12 protein-coding genes, 2 tRNA genes and 1 riboswitch are annotated in these 15,451 nt (G+C 43.8%); of the genes, 7 read left to right on the forward strand and 7 right to left on the reverse strand.

Annotated elements, in window-relative coordinates; all coding sequences use genetic code 11:
* Nucleotides 1–66: 66 nt before the first annotated feature.
* Complete coding sequence (locus tag J0L83_00170; GenBank protein MBN8662960.1) at nt 67–1,056, forward strand: hypothetical protein; 990 nt, start codon at nt 67–69, stop codon at nt 1,054–1,056.
* A gap of 1 nt (nt 1,057) precedes the next feature.
* On the opposite strand, the gene J0L83_00175 is transcribed toward J0L83_00170, so the two are convergent.
* Nucleotides 1,058–2,647, reverse strand: coding sequence for an FAD-dependent monooxygenase (locus J0L83_00175; protein MBN8662961.1), 1,590 nt, complete (start codon nt 2,645–2,647; stop codon nt 1,058–1,060).
* Nucleotides 2,648–2,679: 32 nt separating this feature from the next.
* Complete coding sequence (locus J0L83_00180; GenBank protein ID MBN8662962.1) at nt 2,680–3,060, reverse strand: DUF3127 domain-containing protein; 381 nt, start codon at nt 3,058–3,060, stop codon at nt 2,680–2,682.
* 350 nt (nt 3,061–3,410) lie between these two features.
* On the opposite strand from J0L83_00180, the gene dnaA reads away from it, so the two are divergent.
* From dnaA to J0L83_00200, 4 genes are all read left to right on the forward strand, one after another.
* Nucleotides 3,411–4,835 (forward strand): chromosomal replication initiator protein DnaA, encoded by a 1,425-nt coding sequence (gene dnaA, locus J0L83_00185; GenBank protein MBN8662963.1) that lies wholly within the window; start codon nt 3,411–3,413, stop codon nt 4,833–4,835.
* Between the two features lie 160 nt (nt 4,836–4,995).
* A tRNA-Ser gene (locus J0L83_00190) sits at nt 4,996–5,084 on the forward strand.
* 11 nt (nt 5,085–5,095) lie between these two features.
* Nucleotides 5,096–5,170 (forward strand) — tRNA-Pro (locus J0L83_00195).
* 91 nt (nt 5,171–5,261) lie between these two features.
* A complete protein-coding gene (locus tag J0L83_00200) occupies nt 5,262–5,912 on the forward strand; it encodes an HAD family phosphatase (protein MBN8662964.1) in 651 nt (216 codons plus the stop codon).
* On the opposite strand, the gene J0L83_00205 is transcribed toward J0L83_00200, so the two are convergent.
* The 5 genes from J0L83_00205 to J0L83_00225 form a co-directional block, all read right to left on the reverse strand.
* A complete protein-coding gene (locus tag J0L83_00205) occupies nt 5,896–6,516 on the reverse strand; it encodes a phosphatase PAP2 family protein (GenBank protein ID MBN8662965.1) in 621 nt (206 codons plus the stop codon). The genes J0L83_00200 and J0L83_00205 overlap by 17 nt on opposite strands.
* Nucleotides 6,517–6,596: 80 nt before the next feature.
* Complete coding sequence (locus tag J0L83_00210) at nt 6,597–7,853, reverse strand: homoserine dehydrogenase (GenBank protein MBN8662966.1); 1,257 nt, start codon at nt 7,851–7,853, stop codon at nt 6,597–6,599.
* A 5-nt stretch (nt 7,854–7,858) separates the two neighbouring features.
* Nucleotides 7,859–8,896 carry a homoserine O-acetyltransferase gene (gene metX, locus J0L83_00215; GenBank protein ID MBN8662967.1) on the reverse strand — a complete coding sequence of 346 codons (1,038 nt, stop codon included), beginning with the start codon at nt 8,894–8,896 and terminating at the stop codon, nt 7,859–7,861.
* Between the two features lies 1 nt (nt 8,897).
* The gene (locus tag J0L83_00220; GenBank protein MBN8662968.1) at nt 8,898–10,226 is read right to left on the reverse strand and encodes an O-acetylhomoserine aminocarboxypropyltransferase/cysteine synthase; all 1,329 of its coding nucleotides are present in this window, start codon (nt 10,224–10,226) and stop codon (nt 8,898–8,900) included.
* A 169-nt stretch (nt 10,227–10,395) separates the two neighbouring features.
* Nucleotides 10,396–10,511: riboswitch (SAM riboswitch) on the reverse strand.
* A 122-nt stretch (nt 10,512–10,633) separates the two neighbouring features.
* Nucleotides 10,634–11,242, reverse strand: a complete 609-nt coding sequence (locus J0L83_00225) for a hypothetical protein (protein ID MBN8662969.1) — start codon at nt 11,240–11,242, stop codon at nt 10,634–10,636.
* A 447-nt stretch (nt 11,243–11,689) separates the two neighbouring features.
* On the opposite strand from J0L83_00225, the gene uvrA reads away from it, so the two are divergent.
* A complete protein-coding gene (uvrA, locus tag J0L83_00230) occupies nt 11,690–14,557 on the forward strand; it encodes an excinuclease ABC subunit UvrA (GenBank protein ID MBN8662970.1) in 2,868 nt (955 codons plus the stop codon).
* A gap of 265 nt (nt 14,558–14,822) precedes the next feature.
* A complete protein-coding gene (locus J0L83_00235; protein ID MBN8662971.1) occupies nt 14,823–15,401 on the forward strand; it encodes a Crp/Fnr family transcriptional regulator in 579 nt (192 codons plus the stop codon).
* Nucleotides 15,402–15,451: the final 50 nt, after the last annotated feature.

Consider the following 15,451-nt stretch of genomic DNA (forward strand, 5'->3'; position numbering starts at 1 on the left):
ACCCGTGTAATTATTACAACAACGGCAGGTTTTATGGTTATTTTGCGCTCTTAACCTCCAAGAAGTATGAAACGTGTTTTGGTTGGCATTTTTGCGCTTGCAGTAGTGATGAGCCTGTCTAGCTGGGGCTTTCTGGTACATAAGACAGTGAATCAGGTAGCTATCTACCAATTGCCCTCAGGTATGCGCCCTTTCTTTTATAAGAACATGGATTATCTGGTGTATAACGCGCCAAGACCCGATATACGTCGCAATACAGATAGTACGGAGGCAACCAAGCACTTTATTGATATGGAAGCTTATGGTGATTCTGCAGCTTGGAAAATGCCGCTTGACTGGGAAGCTGCCGTGCAGCAGTTTACCCGCGATACATTAATAAAGTATGGTTATGTGCCTTATCATGTGGTGTATATGCAGCGTAAACTTACTGAAGCTTTCCGTTCAGGTAATGCAGATAGCATTCTATTCTACGCAGCTGATTTAGGCCATTATATCGGCGATGCGCATGTGCCTTTGCATACTACTATTAATTATGATGGTCAGCTCACCAACCAAAAAGGCTTGCATGCTTTGTGGGAAAGCGTGGTGCCTGAGATTGAGTTGGATCAATACCAATTGAATAGCGGCCACAAAGCCAAATACCTGAAAAATCCTGCTGAAGCGATTATGCAGGGTGTGCGTGGTGCTTTTCAATTATTGCCTGATGTGTTTGCTGTTGAGACCAGACTCACGCAGCAATTTCCGGATAGTGTCAAGTACAGAACACAGATGCGTCGCGGCACACCGGTAAAATATTATACCACTGCTTTCGCCAAAGCCTATGGCGAAGCGTTGAAACCAACCATCAACACACAATTGTTGCGTTCAGCAGATTTATTGGCTGATTTCTGGTACACAGCCTGGGTAGATGCGGGCAAGCCTGATCTGAAGGCCATCACTAAGAATTGGACTGAGGCTGATAAAGCTGCTTTAAAAGCACATCGCAAATCATATCAGCGTAATGGCTTGATTGCAGAGAAGAAACTGCAAGCCAAAGCTGGTGCTTCTGGTGAGTAAATCAGGGATGTAAAACTGCGGCCAATTGATTGGCAACTTTTTCTCCGTCCATCGCAGCGCTGACAATACCCCCTGCATAGCCGGCACCTTCCCCGCAAGGGTAGAACCCTTTGATTTGCGGATGTTGGAGATTATCAGGGTTTCTGGGAATCCGCACCGGTGAAGAAGTTCTGCTCTCTGTTGCTACTACTACTGCATCATTGGTGAGATACCCGCGCATCTTTTTACCAAATGCACGGAAGCCTCCTTGTAGGCTTTTGAATATAAAGTCGGGTAATACTTGCGATAAGTCAGCACTATTCAAGCCGGGCAGATAACTGCAGTCGGGCAGGGTAGTGCTGGTTCTTCTATCACAGAAATCTGCCATGCGTTGTGCTGGTGCTACAAATTTTCCTCCGCCTGCTGCAAATGCTTTTCTTTCTACGGCTTCCTGAAACTGCATCAATAATAAGGGGTCGTCAGCACTGGCTTTTTGTTGCTGTTGTTTCAAGTAGCGTAATGCATCTGCTGCACTTACTTCCGCCACCATGCCGCTATTGGCAAAAGCATTGTTGCGTTTACTTGGGCTCCAGCCGTTCACCACCAATTCTTCGGGGTTGGTTGCGGCTGGCGCGATGATGCCGCCCGGACACATACAGAAACTGAAGACACCTCTTTCCTGCACTTGCTCTACCAATCCGTAAGAAGCAGGTGGTAGGTATTCATCCCTGATGGCGCAATGGTATTGAATAGAATCAATCAATGCCTGCGGATGTTCGATGCGCACACCCAATGCAAATGGCTTGGCTTCTATCAGCAAGCCCTGATCACGCAGCATGCGGAAAATATCTCGGGCTGAATGCCCGGTAGCCAGTATCACTGCATCAGCCATTAAGCTATCGCCATCAGCAGTGGAGACACCTTTAATGGTATCCTTTTCAAGAATCAGTTGCGTTACTTTCTTTTCAAACAAACATTGTCCGCCCATGGCGATAATGCATTCCCGCATAGCGGTAATGATATGGGGCAGTTTATTCGTGCCAATATGCGGATGTGCTTCGTAGATGATTTTCTCCTCAGCACCAAATTCCACAAAGCGATGCAGAATACGGTTGATGTCGCCACGCTTATTGCTGCGGGTATAGAGCTTACCATCACTGTACGTGCCTGCGCCGCCTTCACCAAAGCAATAATTGCTTTCCGGGTTAACGACGCCTTCTTTATTTAAGGCAGCCAGGTCCCTTCTGCGGGCACGAACATCTTTACCTCTTTCCAGGAGAATGGGTTGAATGCCCAATTCTATCAGTCTGAGTGCTGCGAACAAACCTGCTGGTCCGGCGCCAATAATAATAACCCGGTGCTTGGCTTGCTGTACAGATTGAAAAACTCCTTTTTGGATGTTTCTGCCGTTAGGCGTTTCATTGATGAATGCTTCCAGAGTCAGATTCACCCACACCTGTTGGCGACTTCTGGCATCTATCGATTGTTTGAGCCTGTAAAAGCCATTTACTTGTGCTTCGGGTACACCAGCATGCGCAGCAATATAACTGCGGAGCAGATCATTATCGGCAGCTTCTGCCGGTTTGAGTTTGAAACTAAGCTGTGTAGGCATGTCAGGTATTGATCCTAAAAATGGTCAGCAGTTTAGAAAGGCAGATCGTCTACCATATCTCCTGGTGGTGGTGCATCTGCTGGAAATGGATATTCATTGTCGCTGCCTGCGTCTTGTCCTAGCTTCACTGTCTCCATTCTCCAGGCGTCCAGATTCGTGATATAGTTCTCACGACCATCTTTTACCCACTTAGTGCCTTTAATATTAAATAAGACTTTTACTTCATCGCCAATATTGAAACGATCGGGCATAGCCGTCTTATCTTGTACACATTGAAACTTTACATAGTTTGTAATACTGCGACCGTTAATGTCTTCAGTTTTCTCAATCACAAACTCTCTTGTTTTGAAGGTTTCTGTGCGCTGCACAATATCAAATCTGGCTACCAGTTTACCGATGATCTCGTATGACATGTGGATGTGGAATGTTTATGTTCGCAAATGTAGACAAATCAAACCCGCGAGCGGGAAAATTCTGTCAGAGGAGTTTACGACTTTTTTGCAGAAACGTGGAAATATTTTTTGTAAAAATTGCGCCTTTTTCATGCCTAAATCAGCAAAAAAAATTTGGTGGTATGGAGCAAGTTGATTTGGTTCTTGAATGGAGAAATTCATCTTCCAAAAAAATTTTTTTTTCAACAAGATTTGTCCATATTCGCACTCCTGTCCCAAAAATTTTTCAACATGTGTGAATATGGAAAATAAGGGATAACTTAAGGTTTGAGAAAATAAACATAACCCATTATAAAGCGCTGATTGTTGATATGGCTAAAACTGCTGAATCTGTCTGGAATAATTGTTTGAAGATTATCAAAGACATTGTAGAATGGCAACACTTCAAAACATGGTTTGAACCAATCACACCCGTAGAGCTCAAGAACAATGTGTTGATGATTCAGGTGCCGAGCCAATTCTTCTACGAGTACTTGGAAGAGCATTATGTAACACTGCTTGCCAAAACATTGAAAAGAGAGTTGGGTAAAGAAGCCCGTCTGGAATACCGCATCATGGTTGACAGTGGTAACCGTAATGGTTCTGTTGATCTGCCTGCTGGTAATATCAAAACTTATAGCAATAACGAGATGAATTTTCCACTCGTTATTGAAAACCCCGTTCGAAATCCTTTCGTGATTCCCGGTCTGAAGAAAATGCAGATCGATCCACAGCTGAATCACAACTATACATTCGATGCATTTATTGAAGGTGATTGTAACCGTGTTGCCCGCCGTGCCGGTAAAACCGTTGCGGAAAAGCCCGGAGCCAACTCTTTCAACCCACTGGTGGTGTATGGCGGTGTTGGTTTGGGTAAAACCCACTTAGCTCAGGCAATCGGTAATGAAGTAAAGCGCTTACACCCCAATAAGGTGGTATTATATGTAAGCAGTGAGAAATTCATCAACCAGTTTCAGGACCATAGTCGTAATAACGCCATCAACGACTTCATCCATTTCTATCAGCTGATTGATGTACTCATCATTGATGATGTGCAGTTCTTCAATCGTGCTGAGAAATCTCAGGATGCATTCTTCGCCATCTTTAACCACCTGCACCAGAGTGGTAAGCAGTTGGTACTTACTTCAGATAAGCCGCCCAAAGACCTGGATGGTTTACAGGAAAGACTGCTTAGCCGTTTCCGTTGGGGATTGAGTGCTGATCTGCAGGTGCCTGATTACGAAACCAGAATCGAGATTCTTGAGCGTAAGATGAAGAACGATGGCTTGGATATGCCGAAGGAAGTAGTGAAATACGTGGCATATAATATTAATACCAATGTTCGTGAACTGGAAGGTGCGTTGATTTCCCTCTTAGCACAGTCTTCACTGAACAAGAAAGATATTGATCTGGAACTGGCCAAGAAAGTGCTCCGCAATTTTGTGAAGACCAGCAGTAAGGAAATCACCATCGAAGCCATCCAGAAAATGGTTTGCGAATACTTCGATGTGCCTTACGAGAAGCTACTGCACAAAACCCGTAAGCGCGAGATTGTTCAGGCCCGTCAGATTACCATGTTCCTGGCCAAAGCTTTCACCAAAAACTCACTCAAAACCATTGGGGAGCATTTCGGTGGCCGCGACCATACCACGGTAATCCACAGCTGCCAGACGGTAAAAGACCTGATGGATACAGACTCCATCTTCCGCGAAAATGTGATGGAACTAACACAGAAAGTACAGCTCGCGGCGATGTAAGCCATAACGATACAAACGATTGGAACCCAGACAAACAGTCTGGGTTTTCTTTTGGCAATTTCTTTTTCAATTTTGTTATTGGATTTTCCCGATTGGCTGTTATATTTGCAGCCCTTTCGTGAGAACAATGCTTCGTTAGGTTGCAATTGTCTCTGGCGACGGTGAGGTGGATGAGTGGCTGAAATCAGTAGTTTGCTAAACTGCCGTACGGGTAACTCTGTACCGAGGGTTCGAATCCCTCCCTCACCGCTCAACAGGCTCGGGATGTAGCGTAGCCCGGTTATCGCGCCTGGTTTGGGACCAGGAGGTCGCAAGTTCGAATCTTGCCATCCCGACAAATCCCCGCATTGCTGCGGGGATTTTTTATGCCCCTAATTGAGCAGCTAGATAATACGCATCCATTAAATATTTACTATCATTGCCCGCATGCAAGCCAAAGCTTTTTTATTTGATCTCAACGGCACCATGATCGATGATATGCATTACCATATCTCGGCCTGGCATAAGATTCTCAATGATCTCGGCGCAAACATTACATACGAAGAATCCAAAGCCAATTGCTACGGGAAGAGTGCTGAGCTCATTGGTAGAATACTGCCTGGTAAATTCACCGATGAAGAAGCTTATCAAATTGGGTTTGATAAGGAAGCCGCTTACAGAGATATGTTTCGGCCACATTTGAAATTAATGCCGGGGCTGGACGCATTTCTTGAAAAAGCGCACCAGGCTGGCATCTTAATGGCGATTGGTTCAGCGGGTATTATGCCCAACCTTACGTTTGTGACAGAAGGACTCAACATCGGCCACTATTTTCAAACCTTAGTGAGTGCTGATGATGTGGTGAACAGTAAGCCCGATCCGGAAACTTATTTGACTTGTGCAAAAAGATTGGGTGTGCAACCAAGTGAGTGTATTGTATTTGAGGATGCTTTAAAGGGTGTGGAATCAGCGCAACGCGCGGGCATGCCCTGTGTGGTCATTACTTCTATTCACGAAGCAGCAGAGTTTGCAGGCTTCGATAATATCATTCGTTTTATCAAAGATTACGAGGGGCTGAATCCTATGCAGCTTTCGTGAACAATCTTCTCTGCACCTGTACCGAACAAAATACAGCTAGTACCGCGGCCAGCATACCGGAGCCAAGGTCTAATGGAAAATGCTGCGCCAGATAGACTCTGGAATAAGCTACCAATGCTGCGAGTATAAATCCAATTACTACAGTTCTTCTACGGGGAAAGAAAAGTACCGCTAAAAGAAAAAGGGTAAACGCGGTAGCCGTATGTCCTGAAGGGAAGCTATTGGTATGATGCAATTCAACACTGGTTACTGTGTGCACCTGACTCAAATCTGCAATGGCTTTGGTCGGTCTTGCCATTTCAGGAAAGATGAGTTTCTTAGGCACTTGCGTAAAGAGGGTTGAAAAAGCAAAAGCCGCAATATAGAGTGGTAATAAGCTTTTCTTGAAACGCCACACCAAAGGCAGTAAAATGAGCCACCAGATGCCATCACCTGCATAAGTCCAGTAATGAAAAAACAGATCCATCCAAGGGCCGCCATCGCCATTCAGGAGAAGGAATAATGGAATCTTACCATAGACCATGGAATTGATGATCAAGGCCAGTCCGGTTAAACTTGTGATAATACAAGCAGCAATACATGGCTTGTAATGGAGTTCCTGCATGGCGTAAAAGTAAGGGTTGGTGTCTTAAAGCAAAAATCCCCTTTCGGGGATTTCGTTTGCTTGCTCATTTGCAGTATTCATTAAAGAATTCCTGCCAGTTCTAAACTGCGCTTCTTAACTGAACGCAATTCAACATTTTCGATAATGGCTTCAGGTAGTACGATTAGCGAAACGCCATGTTGCTTCCACCAGTTGTGTTGCACCAGCTTGTCGAAATGAATCACACCGGCCAGATAACTGCGTTCTTGTCCGCTATGCCACTCTTCTATCCATTCAAAATCTTCCTTCTGCAGTTTTTTTACATCATCAAAGCTTACATAGACTTTGAGGTAGAAGTCATTGCTCAGTTCAGAAGGGGTGTGGTAGTATTTTTTCTTGTATTCATAACGATAATCGTAACGTAATGCGGCAATATCGCTCAGCACAGCAGAAGCAGTAGGGAAGCTGCCCGCACCCTTGCCATAGAAAAACTGCTGATCTGCAAAACCACTTTCAATGATCACACCATTGTATTCATTGGCTACATTATAGAGCTGAGATTCTTTACCTACAAAATGCGGTAATACAAAAGCGGCAATCTTCCCATTCTTCAGTTTGCCTGCACGCGCAATCAGTTTGATTTGATAATCACGCTCAGCAGCTACTTTGGCATCACTTAACTGAATATTCTGGATACCATTGTGCAGGATATTATTTGGCTTAGTAAGAATACCATATGCGTGTGCAACCAGAATCGTGTGTTTGTTTACTGCATCAATACCCAAGACATCTAGTGAGGGATTGCTTTCCGCAAAACCCAGTTGTTGTGCCTGCAGTAAGGCATCCACAAACTCTACCTGATCCTGGAACATTTTAGTGAGGATGAAATTGGTAGAACCGTTGATGATACCGCTAACAGATTGCAGCAGATCATTGTCATAATATTCTTCCAGGTTTCTAATCACAGGAATAGAAGCACATACAGAAGCTTCATACAAGAAGGGTACTTGATATTGCTGCTGTAATTGCAATAATTCTTCCAGGTGCTCGGCAATCATTTTCTTGTTGGCGCTCACCACAGCTTTGCCATTCCTCAAGGCTTTTGTAACGATATGATATGCTGCTTCTGCATCATCAATTACTTCCACCACCACATTGATATTCGGATCTTCTAGAATATCGTCTGCTAATGTGTTGAAGATTTCTGGTGGGGCGCTACGCTTTTTGTCAGGATGCTTAATCACTACTTTTTTGATGCTGGCTTGCAGTGAAGGTGTTTGCTTCAATACTTTGTAGAGGCCTTCACCTACTACGCCAAAGCCAAATAAACCAATGTTCAAATGTTTGTTGCTGCTCATATTGCTTAATTGAATATCTCCGTTTCGAGATCGTTCGGAATAAATGTTTTCTTGAGGTAATTGCGGATAATGATTTCTAATTGTTCATACTCTAGTAAGAAACCATCATGTCCATATACAGAGTGAATTTCTTCGTAAGTAGCATCAGGTATCCATCGTGCCAATATTCTTTGCTCTGATGGCGGGAATAAGATATCTGATGAAATACCCACACACAATGCTTTTGCTTGTACACCACTTAATGCTTTGCGTACACCACCTCTGTTTCTGCCTACATGCTGACTATCCATGCCCTTACTCAGAAAGTAATAGCTGTAAGCATTGAAACGTTGTGCCAGTTTCTCGCCCTGATAGCGCTGATAGCTGGCTGCATCACGCTGCTGTGTAAATGGATCATCGTTTGATGCTTGCTGAAAAGTGGTATAGGTCGTATAGTTTCTATAACTGATTAATGCCACACTGCGTGCCAGTTTCATGCCTTCAATACCTGCTTGCGGATTTGTTTGTTTCCAAGTGGGATCATTTTCGATGGCCCATCTTTGGCTTTCATTGAAAGCAATGCCCCAAGAGGAATGTTGTGCATTGGTCGCAATAGGAATAATGTATTCAAACAATGCCGGTTCTGCTACAGCCCATTCCAGTAATTGCTGTCCGCCCATAGAACCGCCAATGCCAATATGAATCTTTTCAATACCCAAAGCTTTGCGCAATGGTTGATAGGCACGCACCATATCCTGAACGGTGAACCAAGGGAAAATAGCATACCAATCTTCACGGTCGAGCGGACTGATGCTACCATAATGACTGCCGGGCATGTTCACACAAACAATGAAATATTGTGCAGGGTCAAAGAGCTTGCCTTCACCTACTAAGCCGCTCCACCAATCGGTGGCATTCGCGTTAGCGGTAAGTGCATGAAACACCCAGACTGCATTGCTCTTTTGTGCATTGAGTTTTCCCCAGGTATTGTAAGCAAGGTGATAACCGGGTATCACCTTGCCGCTTTCCAAAGTAAAATCTGCTGTATGTTGATAGATGGCCATATTAGTTCAGTACAGAAGCTGGTACAAATACTTTTTCAAAAGCTTGTTCAAAATCAGCTTTGATGTCTTCGATGTGTTCAATGCCTACGCTTACACGAATTTGATTAGGTGCAACACCTGCAGCTTCCTGCTCAGCGGCACTCAATTGTTCGTGTGTAGTAGAAGCGGGGTGTATCGCCAATGTCTTGGCATCACCTACGTTAGCGAGATGACTCACCAATTGCAGTGCATCAATAAACTTGGCTGCTTTTTCTTTGCCACCCTTGATGCCGAATTGCAGCACACCGCCAAAACCATTGCTCAGGTATTTCTTAGCCAGTTCATGGTATGCATTGCTCTTGAGACCGGGATAGAGTACAAACTCCACTAAAGGATGTTGCTCCAGCCATTGTGCCAAAGCCAATGCATTGTCAACATGGCGTTGCACACGCAGTGAAAGCGTTTCTAATCCTTGCAATAACAAGAAAGAGTTGAACGGACTTTGTGAAGCACCGAAATCACGTAAGCCTTCTACTCTTGCACGAATGGCGAATTGAATATTGGGCAGGCCCAGTGGATTGTTCTCACCAAACACTTCGCTAAACTTCAATCCATGATAACCTTCTGCTGGTTCACTGAATTGTGGAAACTTGCCATTCCCCCAGTTGTAATTACCGCCGTCAATGATCACACCGCCAATGCTGGTGCCGTGGCCGCCAATCCATTTAGTGGCAGATGCAACAACTACATTAGCGCCCCATTCAATCGGACGGAAGAGATAACCACCTGCGCCGAAAGTATTGTCCACCACCAATGGCAGATCATATTCTTTAGCCAGCTGGGCAAATTTTTCAAAGTCGGGAATATTCAATCTTGGGTTGCCGATTGTTTCCAGATAGATGGCTTTGGTGTTTTTGTCGATCAATGGCACAAAGCTTTCTACATCATCGCCATTGGCAAAGCGTGCATCAATACCCAGTCTTTTGAATGCGACTTTAAACTGATTGTACGTGCCGCCGTAGAGATAAGATGTGGTGATGAAATTATCACCTGCTTGCAAAATATTATTCAGTGCAATAAACTGTGCTGCTTGTCCGGATGCAACAGCCAATGCAGCTACGCCACCTTCCAGTGCTGCGATGCGTTGCTCAAACACATCAGAAGTTGGGTTCATGATGCGGGTATAGATATTGCCAAATGCTTTCAGGCCAAACAGATTGGCTGCATGTTCAGCATTATCGAATCCGTAAGAAGTGGTTTGGTAAATGGGTACTGCACGGCTCTTGGTGGTTGGATCAATTTGTTGGCCTGCGTGCAGTTGCAGGGTTTCAAAACGGTGTTGCTTGCTCATCTTTTTGGTTTTTAAGTTTGATGAAAGTGTTTGTATGAATTCTTTCATCGCTTACCAAGAAGGGCTTATCGGGCGAGCATTTATTGCTTGATGAGGTGCAATAAAAAAGCTCATCCGATAAATCAGATGAGCTTACTATGTTGTGTTGTTTCTAGCAAACTATGTTTCTGACTTATCTTTCCAGTTTACTCAACTGGATGGAGTTGGCACCTTCTGACGCTCCAAGATCCGTCAGGGTTGCCAAGGCTTCATCGGGCCATTACCCTCTGCCTTTCTTGATAAGAGATTGTAAAGAACTGTTGCAAATGTATAGGGCAGTCAATCAATCAGCCAAATTATTTTTTGTGCTAACAATTGTTTGCTTTTCTGAAACCCTTTGCTGTATTGCGTTTTAGTGGATAAAATTTTTATCGTTTACGGTTGGTTGGCAAAACTTTATACAAGCCTAAACGCAAACCCATATTGCTGAGGTTGAGATCAAGTGAGCCTTGCTTACCAAAATAAGCCATACCAAAACCAATGCTGCCATCCAAGTTAACTGTGTTATCGCTATTGGTACCAATGATCGTACCGTTGTTGTTCTTTATCTGGGTTTTGTAATACCCGTAAGCCAGTTCCATAGAGGCCATGCCAAAAAGTTTGATCTTTTGGTTACGCGTGATATCGATATAGTAACGTGTAAAGGGTGCAATGCCCAAGTCATAATAATTATTTCTGGCTGTGGCTACACTTACACCATTCGACCAATTGGAAACGTATTTATCGCGCGCCCAACCCAAGGTTACTTGTCCGCCAATCACCCAATTTTTTTCTACTACCCATCCAAGTGTGGGTACGATATTGATGCCAATATCTGAATAGTCTTTATTGGCACGCAGCATCAAGGAAGAATAGTAGAGATCACCTTCGGCGATATTGGTTTGTACACCCACGATTCTGGCACCTTTTTCTAATTGTGCATTGGCTGTAGTGATGATCAGCAGGCTCAATGCGAGTAAGAATTGTCCTTTTTTCATAGCAGAGATTTACCATACATTTTCAAATATGATGCCAAAAAATCAACAAGATGAATTCTTCCTCAGACTAAAGTCTACGGGTAATGAAGGTTCCTGAAAACTAGGGCCTCAGAACATTGTTAGATGTACTTTTTGGCTTGACCCAAAAAGTACCAAAAAGGTCAAGGCTGCAGAAAAAGGTCGATACATGCTACAGCTCGCTTCGGAGCAGAAAGGAAACTTGTGCTAACGCACTCAAACAGCCTTTCTGCATTGCCTACGCTCGCCTTGATGTATACCGATCTTTTTCTGAGGCCATTTTTTGAGGATAGTTTCTTTATTTCCTTAGACTTTAGTCTAAGGGAAAAGGCACTTGTTTATTGGAGACATTGATAAAAACCTCCTGTAAATCAGCCCCATTCCAAACCAAAACCAACCGCCTTTGTTTGTACATTTGATTCCTTACCCATGGCAAAGCAAGCAACCAAAAATACCCCCGCAGATACAGTATCCGAAGCCATTGAAGTCTTTGGTGCCAGAGAGCATAATCTGCGCAATATTGATATCAGTATTCCCAAAAATAAACTGGTGGTTTTCACCGGTGTGAGTGGTAGCGGAAAATCATCCCTGGCTTTTGATACCATTTACAACGAAGGTCAGCGCCGTTACATGGAAAGCTTTAGCGCTTATGCCCGTCAGTTCATTGGCGATATGGAAAGGCCTGATGTGGACAAGATCACTGGACTCTCACCGGTCATCTCCATTGAACAGAAAACCACCAACCGTAACCCGCGTTCTACTGTAGGTACGGTTACCGAGATTTATGATTTTCTGCGTTTGTTGTATGCGCGTATCGGCGAAGCTTATAGCTATAACACAGGTAAGAAAATGGTGAAGTTCTCAGAAGAAGAAATTGTTGAGAACATCACCAAGAAATTCAAGAATAAAAAAATCAGTTTGCTTGCGCCATTGGTGCGTGGCCGTAAAGGGCATTACCGCGAACTGTTTGAAGATATCCGCAAGAAAGGTTTTGTAAAAGTGCGCGTGGATGGTGAAGTGAAAGACTTGGTGCCTAAGATGCAGGTAGATCGCTATAAGATCCACGATATTGAAGTAGTGATAGATAGACTGCAGGTGACGGAAGACATGAAAGTGCGCCTGAGCCAGAGCGTGCAACAATCACTGAAAACCGGTAAAGACCTGATGTTTTTGTTGGTGAATGATACCGATCAGGTAGTGCAATACAGTAAGCAATTGATGTGTGAGGACACAGGTATCTCTTATGAAGAGCCATCGCCTAATGCATTCTCATTTAACTCGCCCTATGGTGCTTGCCCAACCTGTAAAGGTTTGGGTAATGTATATGGGGTGGATTTAGAAGCCGTAGTACCTGATTGGAATGTGTCGATCAACGATGGTGGCATTGCGCCTCTGGGTGAACAGCGCGATGCGCATATTTTCCGTCAGGTGGAACAATTGGCTAAGGCTAAGAAATTTAAGTTGAATGTGCCGGTGAAGGAATTGCCCAAGCCCATCATGAACTTGTTGCTCTATGGCAATGAAGCAGGCAGCACAGAAGATATTTTAGATTTTGAAAATATTCCTGAGGGAGATTGGTATAGCGGTCCTTTTGAAGGAGTAGTGCCCATGCTCAAACGTTGGTTTGGTAGTTCTGGCATGAGTGATAGCGTGCGTGAGTGGAGTGAGCAATACATGCAGCTCAAAACCTGTCCTACTTGCAACGGCGCCAGATTGAAGCGCGATAGTCTTTGGTTTAAAATTGGGGAGCGTAATATCTCTGAATTAAGTGAGCAGAATCTGGATCAACTCATGATTTGGTTTCAGCAAGTAGATAAGCAACTCAGCAGTAAACAGCAAGTGATTGCTAAAGACATTCTCAAAGAAATCAAAGAGCGTTTACAATTCTTGTTAGATGTGGGCTTAACCTATCTCACCTTGAATCGCCCCTCCAAGTCTTTGAGTGGGGGCGAATCGCAGCGTATTCGTTTGGCAACACAAATTGGTTCCCAGTTACAAGGTATCACGTATATTTTGGATGAGCCTTCTATTGGTTTGCACCAACGCGATAACCATCGTCTCATTGAGGCTTTGCAGAACTTGCGCAATATCGGCAATAGTGTATTGGTGGTAGAGCATGATAAGGATATCATGATGGCGGCTGATCATCTGGTGGATATTGGTCCGCGCGCGGGTAAGCATGGCGGACAAATTGTTGCAGCCGGCACGCCACAGGATGTATTGAGAAGTGGCAGCGAGACTGCGATGTACCTCAATGGTAAAAAATCTATTGCCATACCTGCAGAAAGAAGAAAGGGCAATGGTAAATGGCTGGAGCTTACCGGAGCTTGTGGCAATAATTTGAAAAATGTAAGTGCCCGTTTTCCATTGGGTAGTTTGATACTGGTAACAGGGGTGAGTGGTAGTGGTAAATCAACACTCATCAATGAAACGCTTTATCCTTTATTATCCAAGCATTGTTACAATAGCCGCATGGCGGTACAACCATACAAGAGCATTAAGGGCTTGGAACAGATTGATAAAGTGATTGAGATAGATCAAAGTCCGATTGGAAGAACACCGCGCAGCAACCCGGCAACCTATTGTGGTTTCTTTACGGAGATCAGGCAATTGTTTGCTGCAGTGCCCGAAGCTAAGATACGTGGCTATAATGCAGGTCGTTTTTCTTTTAATGTAAAAGGTGGCCGTTGCGATGTGTGTGAAGGCGGTGGTATGCGTGTGATTGAAATGAATTTCTTGCCCGATGTCTATGTGCATTGTGAGAAATGCAATGGCAAGCGTTATAACAGAGAGACTTTAGAGATACGCTACAAGGGCAAGAGTATTAGCGATGTGCTGAACATGACGGTGGATGAAGCTTGTGAGTTTTTCCAACCGGTACCTTATCTCTATCGCAAGATTAAAGTGTTGCAAGATGTAGGCTTGGGTTATATCACTTTGGGACAATCAGCGGTAACCCTCAGTGGGGGTGAAGCACAGCGGGTGAAGCTGGCAACGGAGCTGGGTAAGAAAGATACGGGTAAAACATTCTATATACTAGATGAACCTACAACGGGTTTGCATTTTCAGGATATCCAGCATTTGCTGGAAGTATTGAATAAACTGGTGGACAGGGGCAATACCGTTTTGGTCATTGAACACAACCTGGATGTGATTAAAGTAGCCGACCATATTATTGACCTTGGTCCTGAGGGTGGAAGCGGTGGCGGTACGATATTATTTGCCGGCAGTCCGGAAGAAATGGTGAAAGTGAAGCAGAGCCATACGGCGCGGTTCTTGAAAGAGGAGTTGAAGTAATTGAAAGGGCCTTTGGCCCTTTTTTATTTTGTCCCTGCAGCGGCTTAAGTTTAGGGACTTTGTGCTTTTGCAGTGGTGAGGAAATTGCACTAAGCGCTTGGCTGTTTTTTACTGTAGCGGCAAATAAAGTATAAGTAAACATGCTTATAGATTATTTTGTATCTGAAAAGTCATTTTTGAACTTTTGCACCTTAAATTGAGTATATAGCAGGATTAAGTCATGCCTAATTATATCCTGTCAAGCTAATCTTTTCAGGTCAATCATATGATAAATTCAGCAGCGAAATCTTTTATCGAATACCTTACTAGTGTTTCACCGCTAAGTGCAGGTGCTATTCATGATATTGAATCTTGTATTTCGATTCTGGAAGTTCCCAAAAAAGAAGTATTCATTGCTGATTTGGGGAAGTCAAAGTATCTATATTTTATTGCTAAGGGAATTGTGAGGGCATATTTTAGTCACGATGGAAAAGAGATTACAGATTGGTTTGGGATGGAAAACATGGTGATAGGTCCTGTGATCAGACAATTTCCAGTAAAAGACACACCGCATCGTGTTGAAGCTTTAGAAGATGGGGTATTTGTTCGCGTATCATTTGCTGATTTGGATAAATTATATCAGCGTCATCATGAAGTTGAAAGATTGGGTAGGCTCATTGCTATACATACAATGCTTCATCTGCAATACAAAATTGACTGTTTACAATTATACGGGGCAAGAGAAAGATATGCAGATTTTCTGGTAAGGTACCCTGACTTGATCAATCGTGTTGCACTAGGTTTTATTGCTTCATTCTTGGGGATGAACCAAGTTACGCTGAGTAGAATAAGAAGACAGCAGTAGTTTATTTAGTCTATGTTAAAAGTCTTCAGCTTTTTCATTCATTTCTTTGT

Source organism: Chitinophagales bacterium (assembly GCA_017303835.1).
In the GTDB taxonomy this organism is placed as follows: Bacteria; Bacteroidota; Bacteroidia; order Chitinophagales; family Chitinophagaceae; genus JAFLBI01.

Coding starts and splice junctions, on each gene's coding strand:
- J0L83_00175 (MBN8662961.1), bottom strand. CDS start 2,647: ATGCCTACACAGCTTAGTTTCAAACTCAAACCGGCAGAAGCTGCCGAT.
- J0L83_00225 (MBN8662969.1), bottom strand. CDS start 11,242: ATGAAAAAAGGACAATTCTTACTCGCATTGAGCCTGCTGATCATCACT.
- uvrA (MBN8662970.1), top strand. CDS start 11,690: ATGGCAAAGCAAGCAACCAAAAATACCCCCGCAGATACAGTATCCGAA.
- J0L83_00235 (MBN8662971.1), top strand. CDS start 14,823: ATGATAAATTCAGCAGCGAAATCTTTTATCGAATACCTTACTAGTGTT.
- metX (MBN8662967.1), bottom strand. CDS start 8,896: ATGGCCATCTATCAACATACAGCAGATTTTACTTTGGAAAGCGGCAAG.
- J0L83_00200 (MBN8662964.1), top strand. CDS start 5,262: ATGCAAGCCAAAGCTTTTTTATTTGATCTCAACGGCACCATGATCGAT.
- J0L83_00210 (MBN8662966.1), bottom strand. CDS start 7,853: ATGAGCAGCAACAAACATTTGAACATTGGTTTATTTGGCTTTGGCGTA.
- dnaA (MBN8662963.1), top strand. CDS start 3,411: ATGGCTAAAACTGCTGAATCTGTCTGGAATAATTGTTTGAAGATTATC.
- J0L83_00220 (MBN8662968.1), bottom strand. CDS start 10,226: ATGAGCAAGCAACACCGTTTTGAAACCCTGCAACTGCACGCAGGCCAA.
- J0L83_00170 (MBN8662960.1), top strand. CDS start 67: ATGAAACGTGTTTTGGTTGGCATTTTTGCGCTTGCAGTAGTGATGAGC.
- J0L83_00180 (MBN8662962.1), bottom strand. CDS start 3,060: ATGTCATACGAGATCATCGGTAAACTGGTAGCCAGATTTGATATTGTG.
- J0L83_00205 (MBN8662965.1), bottom strand. CDS start 6,516: ATGCAGGAACTCCATTACAAGCCATGTATTGCTGCTTGTATTATCACA.